We start from the raw sequence: 16,855 nt of genomic DNA, 5'->3' as shown, positions 1-16,855 counted from the left end.
ACCACCATCAATGAACCAACAAACCCTCTCCGCCTTCATCTGGTCCGTCGCCGACCTGCTGCGCGGTGATTACAAGCAATCCGACTACGGCAAGGTCATCCTGCCCTTCACCGTGCTGCGCCGCCTGGACTGCGTGCTGGAGGCCACCAAGCCCGCCGTGCTGGCCGAGCTGGCCGACAAAGAAAAGCTGGGCGTCAACCCCGAGCCCTTCCTGCTGCGCAAGGCGGGCCAGAGCTTCTACAACACCTCCACGCTCGACCTCAAAAAGCTGCTAGGCGACCCGGATCACATCGCGCAAAACCTGTTCAGCTACGTGCAGGCGTTCTCGCCCGCCGTGCGCGATGTGTTCGAGCGCTTTGAATTCCACACCCAGGTCGAGCGCCTGGCCAAGGCCGGGCTGCTGTACCAGGTGGCCGAAAAGTTCGCCCAGATCGACCTGCACCCCGAGGTGGTCAGCAACATGCAAATGGGCCTGGTGTTTGAGGAGCTGATCCGCAAGTTCGCCGAAATCAGCAACGAGACCGCCGGGGAGCACTTCACCCCGCGTGAGGTCATCCGGCTCATGGTCAACCTCATCTTCATTGAAGACGACGCCATCCTCAGCAAACCCGGCGTGGTGCGCACCATTTACGACCCCACAGCGGGCACGGGCGGCATGCTCAGCGTGGCGGGTGAATACCTGGCCGAGCACAACCCCCAGGCGCGCCTCACCGTCTTTGGCCAGGAGCTCAACCCCGAGTCGTACGCCATCTGCAAGGCCGACATGCTCATCAAGGGCCAGGACGTGGGCAACATTGCCTTTGGCAACACCCTCAGTGACGACGGCCACGGGCACAAGAAATTTGACTACATGCTGTCCAACCCACCGTTTGGCGTGGAGTGGAAAAAGGTCGAGAAAGAAGTGCGCAAAGAGCACGAACAACAGGGCTACAACGGCCGCTTTGGCCCCGGCCTGCCCCGCGTGTCGGATGGCTCCATGCTGTTTTTGCTGCACCTGCTCAGCAAAATGCGCCCCACATCAGAAGGCGGCAGCCGCTTCGGCATCGTGCTCAACGGCTCACCCCTTTTCACCGGCGGCGCGGGTTCGGGCGAATCCGAAATTCGCCGCTACGTGCTGGAGAACGACCTGTGCGAAGCCATCGTGGGCCTGCCCACCGACATGTTCTACAACACCGGCATCAGCACCTACGTCTGGATCATCAGCAACCGCAAGCCCGCAGCGCGCAAGGGCAAGGTACAGCTGATTGATGCCAGCGGCATGTGGCAGAAGATGCGCAAAAGCCTGGGCTCCAAGCGCAAAGAACTGAGCGACGCGCACATTGAGCGCATCACCCGCCTGTTTGGCGACTTCGCCGAGGCCCAGGATGACAACGGCACCCCCATCAGCCGCATCTTCGACAACGAAGCCTTTGGCTACCACGCCATCACCGTCGAGCGCCCGCTGCGCGACGAAGCGGGCAACGTGGTGCTGGGCACCAAGGGCAAGCAAAAGGGCAAGCCCCAGCCCGACGCGCAGCTACGCGACACCGAAAACGTGCCCTACACCGAAGACGTGGGCGAGTATTTCAAGCGCGAGGTGCTGCCCCACGCGCCCGACGCCTGGATCGACCCCGAAAAAACCAAGGTGGGCTACGAAATCCCGTTCAACCGGCACTTCTACGTCTTCAAGCCCCCGCGCCCGCTGGCCGAGATCGACGCTGAGCTCAAGCTGACCACCGACCGCATTCTGGACATGATCAAGGGGCTGTCGGCATGAGCTTTCCGCGATACCCGGAGTACAAGGACAGCGGGGTAGCGTGGCTGGGGGAGGTGCCGTCGCATTGGACCATCTGCGGGACAGGCCATCGACTCCAGTCACCTCCTTGCTACGGAGTTTTGGTCCCAGACTTTGATCCAGATGGCGTGCCCATGCTCAAGATCATGGACCTCGCGAATGGGACTCCCGATAGGTCAGCTCTCGCCACGATCAGCGAACGCCTTTCCGATGAGTTCCAACGCACCATCGTTCGTCGCGGGGACGTTGTTCTATCGGTCGTTGGAACGATTGGGACCGCACTTGTCATCCCTGAAGCTCTAGACGGAATCAATTTATCGAGAGCGCTGGCACGCCTGCTTCCAAATGTAGATCTACTACCCCAGTGGCTGGTGTGGGTCTTCTCGTCTGACAACTTCACACGGTTCGTTGACCTTGTCTGCGTTGGTTCTGCACAGCGCGTGCTGAACATGGATGATTTGCGCTCGTTTCGGGCACCGTTTCCACCTATAGAGGAACAAACCGCCATCGCCACCTTCCTCGACCGCGAAACCGCCAAGATCGACGCGCTGGTGGCCGAGCAGGAAAAGCTGATCGCCCTGCTGCAGGAAAAGCGCCAGGCCGTCATCTCCCACGCCGTGACCAAGGGGCTGGACCCGAACGTGCCGATGAAGGACTCGGGCGTGGAGTGGCTGGGGGAGGTGCCGGGGCACTGGGAGGTTTGTGCATTGCGCCGCGTGATCGCCGCAATCGAACAAGGTTGGAGTCCGGAATGCTATGCCCGCGAAGCTGAAGAGCAGGAATGGGGCGTGCTCAAGGCCGGTTGTTTGAATGGCGGAAATTTTCGGCCATCTGAAAACAAGGCCCTGCCGCCGGAGTTGCCTCCAGAAGAGGCATACGAAGTCCGAGTTGGCGATGTGCTCATGTCCCGCGCCAGTGGCTCTCCTGAGTTGGTGGGGTCCACTGCTTTGGTCAAAGCCACCCGAGAGCGGCTCATGCTTTCGGACAAGATCTTTCGACTCAAGTTGAAAGAGTTCGTCAACGCAGCTTTTTTTGTTGCGGCACTCAACTCGCGCCCATTGCGGATTCAGATCGAGAACGCTCTGAGCGGTGGCAATGGCATGGCGAACAACCTGCCCCAGTCGAGCTTGCTGACTTTTGCAATGGCGGTGCCGCCACTGGCAGAGCAAGCGACGATCACAGTGTTTTTGGAGCAAGAAACCGCCAAGCTCGACACCCTGACCGCCGAAGCCCGCTCTGCCATCACCCTCCTGCAAGAACGCCGCACCGCCCTGATCTCCGCCGCCGTCACCGGCCAGATCGACGTGCGCGGGCTGGCGGGCAGCGCAAATGCTCCTGATTCAGTAGCTGCCAGCGCTTATCCAGCAAGCGCTTGAGGCCAATTTTGCTTCAAACCCACCCTATCCCCTTGCCGCATGAAGCCTTCAAGGCAACCATCGTCGCCTTATGAGCAACAAACAGAACGGACCGCCATAGCGCCCTTGCATGGGCAGATGGGTAGTGAACCGGCGGCCAGGAAACTGAGAAATAAATCGCCCATCCCCGCATTTCTGAGAAAAATCCCCTGGCGCTGAAAATTCCCCCCGATTGTTCGGGCGCAACGCCGACGCCAAGTTCTGCGGGCGCTGTCCAGCAAGGCGCCTCCACGCAAACGCCCTCTGACAGCCCTCCTGCTACCATTCAGTCATCTCATTTCCAGACGGTCCCTCACCCAAGGTTTTTCATGCAAGCGCCCAACATGCAAGCACGCCAAGGCAAGCAAGCGCAGGACGAAGCGCTGCGGTCCTTGCACCGCTATGTCTACGAGCAGCTGCAGTCAGACCGCAAGGATGAGATCCTGCAACATGCGCGCCAGCGCATCGGGCTGTGGAAACAGGGCCGCCTGTGCAGCGATTACTACATCCGGTTTTGGTCTGGTGTGGTGAGCTCGGGCGACAGTGCTGTTTACAAGCAGAAAGTGCTGGAAGCGTCGGAGCGCCGCTCGCTGGGAATGATGCAGAACACGCCCTTTTCGTTCTTGCTGCGGGAATTGCGTTGAACCGCGAACAGCTTCATGCACTGCTGACGCAGGCCAAAGCCATCGTTCACCACACAGACTTCGTGATCGTTGGCTCGCTCTCCATCCTGGGCGCCGTCAGCGACCCACCCCGCACGATGGTGATGTCCATTGATGTGGATACCTATCTGAAGAACGACCCCCAGCGCACCTACGAACTGGCCCAGGCACTGGGCCAGGGCTCTGTGTTCGAGGATGAATTCGGTTATTACCTGGACCCGGTATCCCCCAGCCTGCCCTCGTTCCCGGAGGGGTGGCAGGAGAGGTTGATTCCGCTGGATTTCGGTGACGTGAAGGCTTTTTTTGTGCAGCCTGACGATGTGGCAGTTTCCAAGTACATGCGCGGCGAAGAACGCGACCTGCGTTGGCTGCTCGCTGGCCTGAAAAGTGGGCTCCTCGACATGCACACCATTGAACGTCGGATTGCGAGCGCACCGGCATTGGAAGGGGAGCTGCCCGCTGCCCGCAAAAGGATGGCGCGGCATCGCAAGGCATTGAAGCTCACCTGACCCCCGCTGAATCCAAGGCCAGGCATGGAGTGCAGTCACGGTGTCCCCATGAGACAAACAGCATCGGAAGGAACCTGCAGCCCATGAGCTTGCACAACGAAATCGCGTTCGAGACCGACATCTGCAACCACCTGGCAGCGCAGGGCTGGCTCTACGGAGCACCGGGCAGCGATGGCGACGCCAGCGGCTACGACACCCCCCGCGCTCTTTACCCGGCCGACCTGCTGGCCTGGGTGCAGCAGACGCAGCCGCAAGCCTGGGAGGCGCTGAGCAAGAACCATGGCGCCGCTGCCGAAGCCATGCTGCTCGATCGCCTGCGCAAGGCGCTGGACGACCGGGGCACGCTCGAAGTGCTGCGCGTGGGCATCGACCTGCTGGGGCTTAAAAGCCCGCTGAAGCTGGCGCAGTTCAAGCCCGCGCTGGCGATGAACCCCGACCTGCAGGCGCGCTACGCCGCCAACCGCCTGCGCGTGGTGCGCCAGTGCCGCACCGGGCACGACGACATCATCGACCTGGTGCTGTTCTTGAACGGCATCCCCGTGGCCACGGCAGAAATTAAAACCGACTTCACGCAGGACATGAATGCGGCGGTGGACCAGTACCGCTTTGACCGCATCCCGAAGCCGAAGGGCCGGCCGTTTGCCGAGCCGCTGCTGGACTTCCCCCGCGGCGCGCTGGTCCACTTTGCCGTCAGCAACCGCACGGTGATGATGGCCACGCGCCTGCAAGGCCCCACCACGCGCTTTCTGCCCTTCAACCAGGGCGACCACGGCGGCGCGGGCAATGCGCCCAACCCGGCAGGCCACCGCACGGCCTACCTGTGGGAGCAGGTGTGGCAGCGCGATAGCTGGCTGGAGATCATCGGCCGCTACCTCGTCACCCAGCGCGACAGCAAGAAGAAGGTGACGGGCTTCATCTTCCCGCGCTACCACCAGCTCGATGCCACGCGCAAGCTGCAGGCCGCCGTGCTGGCCGAGGGCGCCGGGCACAAGTACCTGATCCAGCACAGCGCGGGATCGGGCAAGACCAATTCGATTGCCTGGACGGCGCACTTTCTGGCCGACCTGCACGATGCGCAGAACCATAAGCTGTTCGACAGCGTGCTGGTGGTCAGCGACCGCAACGTGCTCGATGCGCAGCTGCAAGAGGCCATCTTCGACTTCGAGCGCACCAAGGGCGTGGTGGCCACCATCAAGGGTGACGCGGGCAGCAAGAGCGGCGAGCTGGCCGAGGCACTGGGCGGCGGCAAGAAGATTGTGGTGTGCACCATCCAGACCTTCCCATTCGCCCTCAAGGCCGTGCAGGAGCTGGCCGCCACGCAGGGCAAGCGCTTTGCCGTGATTGCCGACGAGGCGCACAGCAGCCAGACGGGCGAGGCCGCATCCAAGCTCAAGCAGCTGCTCAGCGCTGAAGAACTGAAAGACCTGGCCGATGGGGGCGAGGTGGGCACCGAAGACCTGCTGGCGGCGCAGATGGCGGCCCGGGCGAGCAACGGCAGAGCAGACACCGGCATCACCTATGTGGCCTTCACCGCCACGCCCAAGGCCAAGACGCTGGAGCTGTTTGGCCGCCGCCCGCAGCCGGATCAGCCCGCCGGGCCGGGCAACCTGCCCGCGCCGTTCCACATCTACAGCATGCGCCAGGCCATTGAGGAGGGCTTCATCCTCGACGTGCTGAAGAACTACACGCCCTACAAGCTGGCCTTCAAGCTGGCCAACAACGGCAAGGAGTGGGACGAGAAAGAGGTTGAGCGCAACGAGGCCATGAAGGGCTTGATGCGCTGGGTGCGCCTGCACCCCTACAACATCAGCCAGAAGGTGGCGGTGGTGGTGGAGCACTTCCGCGAGAACGTGCAGCCCCTGCTCGACGGCCACGCCAAGGCCATGGTGGTGGTGGGCAGCCGGCAAGAGGCGGTGCGCTGGCAACTGGCCATCCAGAACTACATCCAGGACAACGGCTACCCACTGGGCGCGCTGGTGGCTTTCTCGGGCGAGGTAAACGACCCGCAGAGCCTGCCTGACCCGGTGTCGGAGAACAGCACCGCGCTGAACCCGAACCTCAAGGGCCGCGACATGCGCGAGGCGTTTGCCACCGATGAATACCAAATCCTGCTCGTGGCCAACAAGTTCCAGACCGGGTTTGACCAGCCGCTCTTGTGCGGCATGTACGTGGACAAGCGCCTGGGCGGCATCCAGGCGGTGCAGACCCTGAGCCGCCTGAACCGCGCCTACAGCGGGCCATTCGGCCTCAAAGACACGACCTACATCCTCGACTTTGTGAACGAGCCCGACGATGTTCTGGCAGCGTTCAAGACCTATTACGAAACCGCCGAGCTGGCCGGGGTGACCGACCCGCATCTGGTCTATGACCTGCGCGCCAAGCTCGATGCCTCGGGCCATTACGACGAGTTCGAGGTCGAGCGCGTGGTGCTGGCCGAGATGAACCCCAAGGCCACGCAGGCCATGCTGGTGGCCGCCATCGAGCCCGTGGCCGACCGGCTGCTCAAGCGCTACAAGGCGGCGCGGCAGAACCTGCAGGATGCAGAGGCCAGCACTATCCCAGACGGCCCGGCAGCACAAGCCGCCAAGGATGAACTGGCGGCCCTCACCCTGTTCAAGCGCGACCTGGGCACCTTCGTGCGCGTGTACGCCTTCCTGGGCCAAGTATTCGACTACGGCAACACCGCCATCGAAAAGCGCGCCATCTTCTTCAAGCGCCTGCTGCCCCTGCTGGACTTCGGCCGGGAGCGCGAAGGGGTGGACCTGTCGAAGGTGGTGCTGACCCACCACCGGCTGAAGGAGCAAGGCCAGCGCAGCCTGGCGCTGCACGACACCGACGGCGACTACAAGCTGCAGCCCCTGACCGACACCGGCGCGGGCGCGGTGCAGGACAAGATGAAAGTGCTGCTATCAGAGATCGTTGCCAAGGTGAACGACCTGTTCGACGGCGAACTCAGCGACGACGACCGGCTGGTGTATGTGAACCACGTCAAAGGCAAACTGCTGGAGTCCGACATCCTGGTGCAACAGGCCAGCAACAACAGCAAGGGCCAGTTCGACAACTCACCCGACCTGGACAGCGCACTGACCGACGCCATCATCGACGCCTTTGATGCCTACACCACCATGAGCAAACAGGCGCTGGACAGCGAGCGGGTGCGCTCCGGGCTCAAGGCCATCTTGCTGGGGCCGGCGCAGTTGTATGAGGTGTTGAGGGAGCGGGGGGGCAACAGATTCAATGCTCAGTAGCCATGTCTTGCGCTCGTGAAACGCTACTAGGCTCAGTGGAGTTGATTTCTATGGGGCTGGCAGGTGATGGCCAAGAGCAAGCTTCATGTCTTACGGGCGAACTTCCGCTTCAGGCTGATCCCGGACATCAAGGGCTAGGATCTGGATGACCGCAAGCACTTAGAGCGGTCATTCGTCGATCAAAAGCCCCAGCGAGTCAGTTCGGCGTGGAAATCAACAGCCGATAACCCTGCTCACTCCTCGCTGATGCCAGGCAGCTTCACCTCCACACCACCACAAAACTCGAACCCAGAGCGCCCGCCTACATAGTGCGACGTCATGCTCCTGGCCGGTAATGTCTTGACCGTAGTCTCCAGGCGGCACTTGGGGCAGACCAAGCGCAAGGCGAGCTCGTCCGCCGACATGTCCTTCTCACTTGCGTTGACGCCGCAAGACCGACACCTCACCAGCCACTGACCGAGCCCAATCGCATACCGCAGCTGAGCGTCAGCCTCAGGGTGAGATACACATGCATCGGAGACCCATCCGTACAATTTCGATACTGAAATATTTGAACTCGGCAAGACCAAAAGCCTGTCGCCATGCGGTTTGAAAACGAATCCGGCCAAACCGCTCAACTTGTCGCGAATACCGGCTGGCACCCGGTCGGCAGCAGACGGGTACTGAGCCAAAAAGATGCGGCAGAAGTCATGCTCCAAGACCTGCCGGACGCGTTCAACAGCGAAGAACTTGAACGGATTTAAGACTCTTGGATCTTGATCTTCGTCTGTGATCGAGCCCCCAGCCATTAAGTCCTCTGCATAGAACAGCGAACGATTCGGGTCGCGACACACCACCTCGTCCTCCTTGGTCAGAAGCAGGACCAGCGCTCTTTCCTGCAGCAACTTTCCGCGAGAACGAATCATGATCCGGACCTCGCCAGGGCGCTCGGCGTCGATCTCAAGATCCCATGGGCCAACGCGGTGTTGCCGGCCGGAACTGCCGACCTCGGTGGCCCCCATATCGCGAAGCGCGTACAAAATCAGAAGGAGCACATAGCGAAGGAAGGCGGCCTGCCTCGCCGCGAGAACCTCATAACGCACAGACTCGCTGATCTTCTCCCTCGCCCTAGCGTTAACCAGCGCATCCCAAAACGGCCGCAGCTCTCTGTATCGCTTGTCATACTGGAATATGTTGGTGGGCCGCAGCGCAATCGGCACTCTGGCCGAGCGGGGAATGCGCGTATAGACCCCCGAACGCCGAAGCCGCTCAACGTGGGCTCTCATCCGCTCCAGCCGGTCAAGGGTGTCAAGCGTCGCATGGCTGTCTTCGGCCTCGCTGAACCACGCCCTGCCCCACAGTGCACAAATGCGACTTGTAAGGAGTCGGTGCCTTTCATCGCCCTTTTCCAACTGCATGGCGATGCGCTGACCATCTTTGATCGCGCGAACCTCTGAGATGCGTCCGTCCAACCAGCGCGCACAACCATCCAGCAGGCGCGCAAAAACGATGTTCTCGTAGATAGCATGGTCATCCTCGGAAACCCTCGCCAACACCTTGGCGGGAATGACGCCGCTGATGCTGCGTCTTGCCCAGAGTTCTGAGTGCTGGGAAAGGTGTTCCACCGCTGACGCCTGTACCCGCTTGGCACGCGCCACCGGAAGTGTCTCGGGCACATAGTGCATATCGAGCCTTGGCCGGACAGATACTTCGTCCCACTGTCCCGAAGCTAGAGCCTGCTCCAGATCAGGCTCGGGACGCATCATCTCCATGTGCTCTCGGAGCACTGAAGGCAGTATCGGAGAGGGCAGGTCGCGTAAATTTCCGTCAACAGACCACCCATCGACCACCGCCGCAATGGACAGATCCACAACGCTGCGCGACACTGACTTCAAAGGCGAGTAGGTAAATCGGACAGGCACCCTGATGTCAGGTTGGTCTTCTGATGTCAGCGAAGCAGAGCCTTCCCCGGATCGCCAGAGGACCGTGCCCCGAGAGAGTTTCACCTCTCCATTTAGGACGCAATTCTGGGTCAATCGGTAGCGTCCACTTTGGATCCCAGTCGAAGGTAGATCTACCTTCTCCCCCGTGACCAGATCGTAGACTTTCACCCACCACTCTCCAGACGCCGCTTGTCCCGCTGCAGCGCATCCAGACAGTTCCTAGGCTCTCTAGCCAGCCCCAACTCCAGCCACAACTCTTTCAAGTCGTCTTCAACCTGATGGAGTTGTCGCGCGGTGACGTTATGCCGGCCGGTCACCTTGCCATCACGGATCACACGAGTGAGCAGTAGATGATCAACGGCCATCTCCTCATCACCGCCGGCCGCGATGACAACGGGAACAAAACGCTGCCACTGACGTTCCAGACGCGATCCCCATCCAGCCGCGAACTCGTTCGCCAAGGTTCGAGCGAGGCTGCTCTGGTTGAGCTTCTCTAGCTGGCCGTGTGTGTGCTTCTCTCCCGCCCGCGCAGCCTCGTCAAACGCGTCCAGTAGGCTGCCGACAGACACAGTCCTACTTTTTGACGGTTGCACCGCATCAGCGATATCGCTACCAGGTCGATGGACTTCCATTACGAATGACCTGTCGTAGGTCTTGTCCGCAAAGGCATTCGTGGTTTCATCCTGATTGGCCGTTCCAATGAACCATACATTCTGCGGCAGCGCCAAGTCACGACCATCGATCAAAGCCCGAGGAGCGTTCTCAATGCGGTTGTCCACGAGCCGGATGTTTCGCGCCACGCCTTCCCCCTCCAGCGCGGATAGGAAGTCGGCGAAGTACTGTTCGGGTCTGGACAGATTCATCTCATCCAGAAGCACGACGTGCAGCCTATTCTTGTCTTGCTGGGTTTGTGCCCGGTACACCGCTTGCAGCGTCTTGAGCTCATAGAACTTTCGATCGAAGGCGTTGAAGTAGCCAAGCAAGTCCGCGCGCTCACGCCAACCAGCCTGAACGGCAATCACCGTCAACTCGGCGCCAATAGCCTTTGCGAAGGCTGTCGCTAGGCTTGTCTTGCCGGTACCGCTGATGCCCTGAAGGATGTGCAGCTGGCTCATAGCCAACCCTCCGACGAAGAGTTGAATGTCTCTTTCGCGGAACTTCAGCACCCCGCGCTCACCCGCGTGCGACATCGCATTGCGCAGGTCAACGGTAAATTTCTTCAGATCACGAACGGGCTCCGTGTGGACAGGAACAGTGAATTCCCGATCCATGCGATCCAGTTCAGGAAAGATTGATGCCGCCTGTTGTCGATTGGTCAGGTCATTGACCTGGCTTTGAAGCTGCTGAACTTGCTCGTCCAATAGGCGGCGACTGCTCTCCATCACCAAGCGGGTACGCTCCCATGTCTGCCGCTCACCTACAGAAAGCTCCCAACGATGCTTCTCAGCCTCAAGCACGGTGAGCAGGCTTTGCCTTTGGGCCAAACGCCCTTCCAGTTCTTCGACGCGCTTCTTCAGCGCCGCGGGATCCCCGCGCTCAAGCGATGCGCGTAGCTGCTGCAACTCTTCGTCACGCTGATCCAGTTGGGCCTGCAGACTTCGCACCTCGTTCGCAAGGCGGGTCGGGTCTCCTCCTGCGCGTCGTTGTGCGTCTCGAACATCGCTCAATTCGGATTCCAAACGCTGGATCTCTGCACCAGCCTGATCGATCTGGCCTTGCAGCCGATTCTTGTCTACGTGACTGGCCGACACCATCTCGTCAACGCGCTCCTGGACCTCGCTCGTAAGCGACTGGCGCCGGGCTTGTAAGCGCTTCTCGCGCTCCGTCATGAGCGACTCTTTTTTCTCCAGCTCCGCGTCCCGCGCACCAACTGCAGCGATTAGCCCCTCCCAGTGAGCCTTCAGCGAAAGTCCCTGATCGACAATCAGCGCGGATTCACGGCGAGCGGCCTCCATCAGCTGTGCACGTTCGTCCTCGTTGGACAGTTGCAATCTGTCCCGCTCATCGCGCAATGACGCCAACTGCTCCTTGGCCGATCGGAGCATGGCAATTTCCTCTTGCACCAACCCTTTGCGAATCAGATCCTCTTGTTCGGCGAGTCGAAGTTGCAATTTCGCGAGCGCACGCTCCTTTTCCTCGACCTGCTGCTCACGAAGCTGCAAGCTCGCCTGGAGTCGATCGATCTCCACCCGGCTTGCTTCCAGAGACTCCTTCTCCCCAGCCAGCATGGCTCTTTCAGCATCCAGTGCAGCACTCTGATCACGATCTCGTTGGTCCAAGTCCTGCAGCTTCGTAGCTGCTTGTGCCTCGCGAGCCGACGCTGCCTCACGTGCCTTATGCATCGCCGCGCCCAGCGCGCACAGCTGGGTCTCGATGACGGAGTCGAAGCGTGCCCGATGTTCCGGAGTAAGCAAATCGCGGAGTGCCGAAACTTCAGCCTCATTCCAGGCCACGGCCTGGTCTCCCAGCGCGGTGCTGGCACCCTGCTGCGTTGCCAACAAGCGCGCAAGCACACCACTTGGTGCCGACACAACTGGTGTCCCCAGTCGTCCTTGGGAGATATTTTTTTGTTTCTTCGCCATCTTGTTGAAATCAATAGTGACTGTTGAAGAGTGCGACCCAGCGAAGGGCCATCTCTGCGAAATCTAGTACTGGGTCACGCCGGAGGCGGAACGTCGTGGCGTGCCCTCCCTTGTTGCGCTGGCCGATCAATGTCCAATCCAGGGCATTGATCGGGGCCAGCCGCAGCGGGTGTGACTCGTGCTCATGGGTGGACAAAAGTGCTGCGACCAGCAAAGCCTTCATCGGCTGATTGCGCTCGGAAGCCGCTTGCAGAACCGTTTTGCTCGACTGCGCCTCCAGCGCGCGAACACAGGATGTGCTCAGTGGTTCAGCAAGCGGCAAGTCTGCGAACCAGGCTTTCAGTTCCCTCCGCCCCCATCGCTCTGGCCACTGTGCAGCATCCGCCGGCCACCTCAGCAACATCCATTGCAGCAAGGCCTCAAGGCAACTGCCGCTGTGAACCACTGCGCTGGACAGGTCTTCGGGCAGAGGAACTGCATCGTTCCGCAAACGCTGCGCCAGCCTCAAGACCCGTGCCGTGTACTCCCTTACCAGTTCCACCGCGGGGTCGTGGCTCGGCGGGATGAGCTCTGACACTTCAGCCTCCAAGCGCAAGGTTGCCGACAGCGCCTCATCCTGTTCGCATGCAGTATCTGGCCGAAGAAAGAGTCGCTGGCTCAGCCAATCCTCCAACCTGGAATCTGCTTGCACCAACCGTGTCAGCGCCTCGCGCATCGTCCTATCGGGGCGATCAGGTCGGAACGGATTCGAAACCAGCCAAGGGTGAAGGTCGCCATCGACAGCGAATGCCTGCAACCACACGCGCCCAAACTGTGGGGCATCGTCGAGGAACTGAAGCGTCGCAAAATCACCTGGTGTTTCGTCGTCCTCAGCACGCGCACGCTCGCGCTGGAACTGTTTCAGCGCTGGGGCAAGCGTTTCTCTCTGAGCTGTAATCTCACCCTTTGGTCGGCGCAGAATGAACGGGGAAACTTGTCGCCCGGAGTCACGATCTACCAAAAAGCGCGGACGCGGAGAACTCTCGTCAATCGGGAACACCTCAGGAGGCCTTTCGCTCAAGAATGGCATCCAGCGAGCAGACACCAGATCCCAGAACGCGAACATCACCCGCTCTGCGCCAGTAGAAGAGGCCCGGCCCTCCAAAGCGGCAACGCCATCCTTTGTCAGTTCGAACCGCTGATCGACCCAACGCCTCGGCTGCAGCTCCTTTGCCAAGATGAACGCAACCAATTGCCGATCCAAGGCCGAAAGCTTGGCAATGGCATCAAGATCCTTGACACCCGTCTGCAGCAATCGAAGCACCACCTCCTGGAACAGGTTGACCTCCAACCCGAAGGCAGGCACTTGGACAGCGTGAATTTCAACCGGCCAGAGTAGATCCGCACGTCGCGCTCCGGCCCGACGCCCCCAGCAAAGGTAGGTTTCAGCCACGACGCGCCTCCTCGCCACAGAACGCCAGAAACGCGTGCATCTCTGGAACGCATGCCTCAGCGATGTGCCCCTCGAACATGGCCCGGTCGCCCACCGCGATGAGAATTCGCTTCTGGCGACTCATAGCCACATTGAGTCGGTTCGAAGTCCGAAGGTGGCCATATCGACCACTGGCCTGGACCTCGAAACGGTCGCGCTCAGAACCCTCGGCTTCAGACGCAGGAATCTCGACTTGTCGCTCGTTCGAACGGACGGCCGAGAGCAATACGACATCAAACTCTTTGCCCTGAAACGCATCGACAGTGCCGACACGAAGTCGCTCGCCGCCGCCCGGGAGTTGGGCAAAGGGTTCACGGGCGCGCCAGGCACCATCCACCAGCTCCATCACCGGCTGCTGGCCACTGCCCAGGGCTTTGCAAATGGCATCACGCTGACCTGAATAGAAGGTGATTACCCCGATGCTGGCATCTGCAGGTAATTGGTCGATTAGGATCTTTACCAGTAGCGTAATCCGCTTGGCTTCAGCATCCCGAACACGTGTGCGACTCCCAGGGTGTGGGCGACCTTCCGGACCATCTTTCGCGGGGACATCCACCCATGCAGCCACGGCATTCCCGAAGCCTGGAATGGAAAGTGTGAAGTCCGCCTCGGCCCTTCCGGAATGGACTCGCCCGAGCCCGGCCTTCTCATAGAAGTGCTTGCTGACAAAATCGCCCAGGCGAGGGTGCATGCGAAACTGCTGATCCAGCATCACCACGCGGTTGATCCCATCAATGGCCTTACGGCGCTCGAACTGCCGCCACAGTCTCTCGAAGAGGCTTTGTTGGTAGGTTGAACTTGCTACCTGTTCACCACGTTCTGAGCGAATCTCGTCCTCAATCTCGGGGTCCAACAGATGTGGGAGCTGCCTTGGATCGCCAACCAGCACGATGCGACGCCGGGCCAGCGCCATAGGGATGAACAAATCCAGTGGATTGGCACGAGCAGCTTCGTCAACAACCACACTCCCGAAGCGGAGGCCAGCGATGGCATCCTCGCTGCCATCCTTGAGCAGCGCCATCTGGCGGCTCACCGCCTGCTGGCAGGTTGCACCGACGACGCTGCTGTAGGTCTCCACCGCTTGCCGAACACGGCGCTCCTGGACTTCAAAGGCTTCCTGGTACCGTTCAACGGCTACGATCGAGCCCCACTCGGAGTTGACCACCGCTTCCGCAAGCAGTGTTTGAAGCTCCCTCAACAAGTCGCGCATATCGTCCGGAAGCCGGTTGCGCTGAGCCAACGACCTTCGCTCTTCACTCAGTCGGTCGAGCAACCGCATTTGCAGCTGTTCCAGCGCAAGCAGCAGCGTCTCGTCGGGTTCATTCGCGAGCTCAGCTCTTTCCAGCGTTTCCTGGTCCTCGGGCTGTAGCCAGCCTTGATATCCAGACACCCTGTTGAGCAAGCTCGACGCGCGCTCGGGTCCATCATCTAGGAAGGACACGGCCTCGGTTCTCAGCGAGCGCACCGTACGGCGTAGCCCTAGGCGCCTCTCAGGGGGGACGATCGAAGCGCCACCAGATCCATACCCGGCATTTCGCACGCTGCTCCACCGTTGTCGCCATTGGAAGCCGACGCGAACATGGCCATGCCGCTCCACCTCGTCCAGCCGTTCGATCAAAGTGTCCAGATCCTGCTTGCGACGCTCTGGAGGGGAACCGAGCATGAGCAGGTTGCGCGTAAGGGTCTGTGAGTCAGAGAAGGCCTGGTATTTTGGGTGCGCCGCCTTCAGCTCAGACAAGACTCCGCTGACCCGGGTCTCGTGTTCGTGCATCCACGCACCCAGAGGATCCTCCCCAGATTGATCTCGCCGTCCACCGATCTTGATCGCCGGCAGCCCATAGACTCGGGTTCTTCCAAGCGCGTTTTCAACGGCGTCGTGCTGAAAGCTTGAGATCAGCACTTCCTGGGCGATCACCTGTCCTTCGTTCAACTCTGACAGACGCTGCTCTAAAGCTGCAATCACCTGGGTCTTGCCAGTCCCCGGTGGGCCGATGATCAACGCCACATCGGGCGTGTTCAAGGCCACGTCCAAGGCTTCAATCTGTCGATCAGTCGGGCTCCCCCGATAAAAGGTCTCACGAACATGGCGTGTGAGCGGCGGCAGGCGCGAAGCTCGGACGCGAGGAAGAGGAATATCCAGGAGCAGCGCGCTCAGACCTGGTACCCCATATCCGCCTTCAATGCTTTGACGTGCACGAATCCGCCGGAGATGCTGCGTGCGGTGCCCTGCCAAGGAAAGATACACGTAGCCAGGGCAAGGTGGCTCGCGGTCGTCGGTCTTGAGAACGAGTCCATCAGTGCCCTGGTAGATACCTCCCTTGATCGCCGCTCGCCCTCTGGCCACAGGTGCTTCCAGATCACGCTCGGCGCTCCAGTCCGGCGGCGTTGCGCCAACTTCCGCCAGCTCCGAGCCATCGGTTTCCTCGAGCCATCGCTTCATGAACTCCTGCAATGCGATCGGATCTCCCTGAAGGATCCAACCGCCCCCCTCGGCACTGACAGGTGTAACACGCGTGTACTGCAGCGCTTGGACTTGTGCGCCCTTTCGAAGCGTCCGCTCCCACTCACGCTGGCCGTAGAGGCGCCACAGGTCCAGGTAGCCGCCTGGCGTCGTGGCCGCAGCCCGCAACTTATCGGTCTGGCCGACGCCTACAGGCTTCACATTGGCTGCAGCGTCCAAGATGCGTATGTCTCCCAGCATCAACGTGAAAGGTTGCTCCACGGCCCTGGGACGTCGCGCTAGCCGCTCGAACCAGAGCGCTCCTTGGTCGTCCTCGCGAAGATCCAAAGCCATTCGACGACCAACGAGCTGGACTTGCCCCTTCCGGTCCGCTCCGTAGATCGCAAGGAAAACCATGGACGAGTTGTCCGTAGGATCGTCGCAGACGAATTCCTCGCGCAGCCAGGCTGCTGCAATGGTGATGTCATCCGTATCGATGCGACCGGACTGCCGCATCTGGTCGACGGCACGGGTATCGATGAGGATGTCCAACTGGGGGAGCGCCAGCGTCTTTTGCGGTGTGAAGTAACGAAGACTGACCCGCCCCGGTCGAGCGTCCTGCAACACCCATCGGATCTCGGGATTGGTGGCACGTTGATCCAGGTCCTTCGAGCCGGAAGTAAGCTCCAGGTACGTCAGGTTTTGTCCCTGCGTCAGGATCCAGGCATCGGCTTCCGAGCTCAACAGAACGCCCCCCCCCCTCACCCAGGACGTGCTGAGTGTCGAACCGTCGTTGACCTTTGCGGTCAGGACTTCGGAGGATAGAAATGGTGATTCGTTCAGCTTCATCGGA

9 protein-coding genes are annotated in these 16,855 nt (G+C 60.7%); 5 read left to right on the top strand and 4 right to left on the bottom strand.

All coding sequences use genetic code 11. From position 1 onward, the window contains the following. Positions 1–10 precede the first annotated feature (10 nt). From DTW89_RS08175 to DTW89_RS08155, 5 genes are all read left to right on the top strand, one after another. Complete coding sequence (locus DTW89_RS08175; RefSeq protein ID WP_087743168.1) at positions 11–1,756, top strand: type I restriction-modification system subunit M; 1,746 nt, start codon at positions 11–13, stop codon at positions 1,754–1,756. 152 nt (positions 1,757–1,908) lie between these two features. Beyond that, positions 1,909–3,150 (top strand): restriction endonuclease subunit S, encoded by a 1,242-nt coding sequence (locus tag DTW89_RS08170; RefSeq protein WP_157896699.1) that lies wholly within the window; start codon positions 1,909–1,911, stop codon positions 3,148–3,150. Between the two features lie 347 nt (positions 3,151–3,497). Then, a complete protein-coding gene (locus DTW89_RS08165) occupies positions 3,498–3,812 on the top strand; it encodes a hypothetical protein (protein WP_066785924.1) in 315 nt (104 codons plus the stop codon). Further along, a complete protein-coding gene (locus DTW89_RS08160) occupies positions 3,809–4,339 on the top strand; it encodes a DUF6036 family nucleotidyltransferase (RefSeq protein WP_086926346.1) in 531 nt (176 codons plus the stop codon). Before DTW89_RS08165 ends, DTW89_RS08160 begins: the two co-directional genes overlap by 4 nt. An 83-nt stretch (positions 4,340–4,422) precedes the next feature. Continuing rightward, a complete protein-coding gene (locus DTW89_RS08155; RefSeq protein ID WP_114655587.1) occupies positions 4,423–7,587 on the top strand; it encodes a type I restriction endonuclease subunit R in 3,165 nt (1,054 codons plus the stop codon). 233 nt (positions 7,588–7,820) lie between these two features. Here DTW89_RS08155 and DTW89_RS08150 read toward each other — a convergent pair whose 3' ends face one another. The 4 genes from DTW89_RS08150 to DTW89_RS08135 form a co-directional block, all read right to left on the bottom strand. Continuing rightward, entirely contained in the window at positions 7,821–9,338 is a 1,518-nt protein-coding gene (locus DTW89_RS08150; RefSeq protein ID WP_114655586.1) for a hypothetical protein, read from the bottom strand. 335 nt (positions 9,339–9,673) lie between these two features. Next, a complete protein-coding gene (locus DTW89_RS08145) occupies positions 9,674–12,091 on the bottom strand; it encodes an AAA family ATPase (protein ID WP_114655585.1) in 2,418 nt (805 codons plus the stop codon). A 10-nt stretch (positions 12,092–12,101) separates the two neighbouring features. Further along, positions 12,102–13,523, bottom strand: a complete 1,422-nt coding sequence (locus tag DTW89_RS08140; protein ID WP_147277639.1) for a hypothetical protein — start codon at positions 13,521–13,523, stop codon at positions 12,102–12,104. Further along, a complete protein-coding gene (locus tag DTW89_RS08135; protein WP_161555632.1) occupies positions 13,516–16,851 on the bottom strand; it encodes a DEAD/DEAH box helicase in 3,336 nt (1,111 codons plus the stop codon). Before DTW89_RS08135 ends, DTW89_RS08140 begins: the two co-directional genes overlap by 8 nt. Positions 16,852–16,855: the final 4 nt, after the last annotated feature.

The organism is Acidovorax sp. BoFeN1, from assembly GCF_003345135.1.
GTDB classification, from domain to species: Bacteria; Pseudomonadota; Gammaproteobacteria; order Burkholderiales; family Burkholderiaceae_C; genus Acidovorax; species Acidovorax defluvii.
This window is presented reverse-complemented; position numbering and strand designations above follow the sequence as displayed.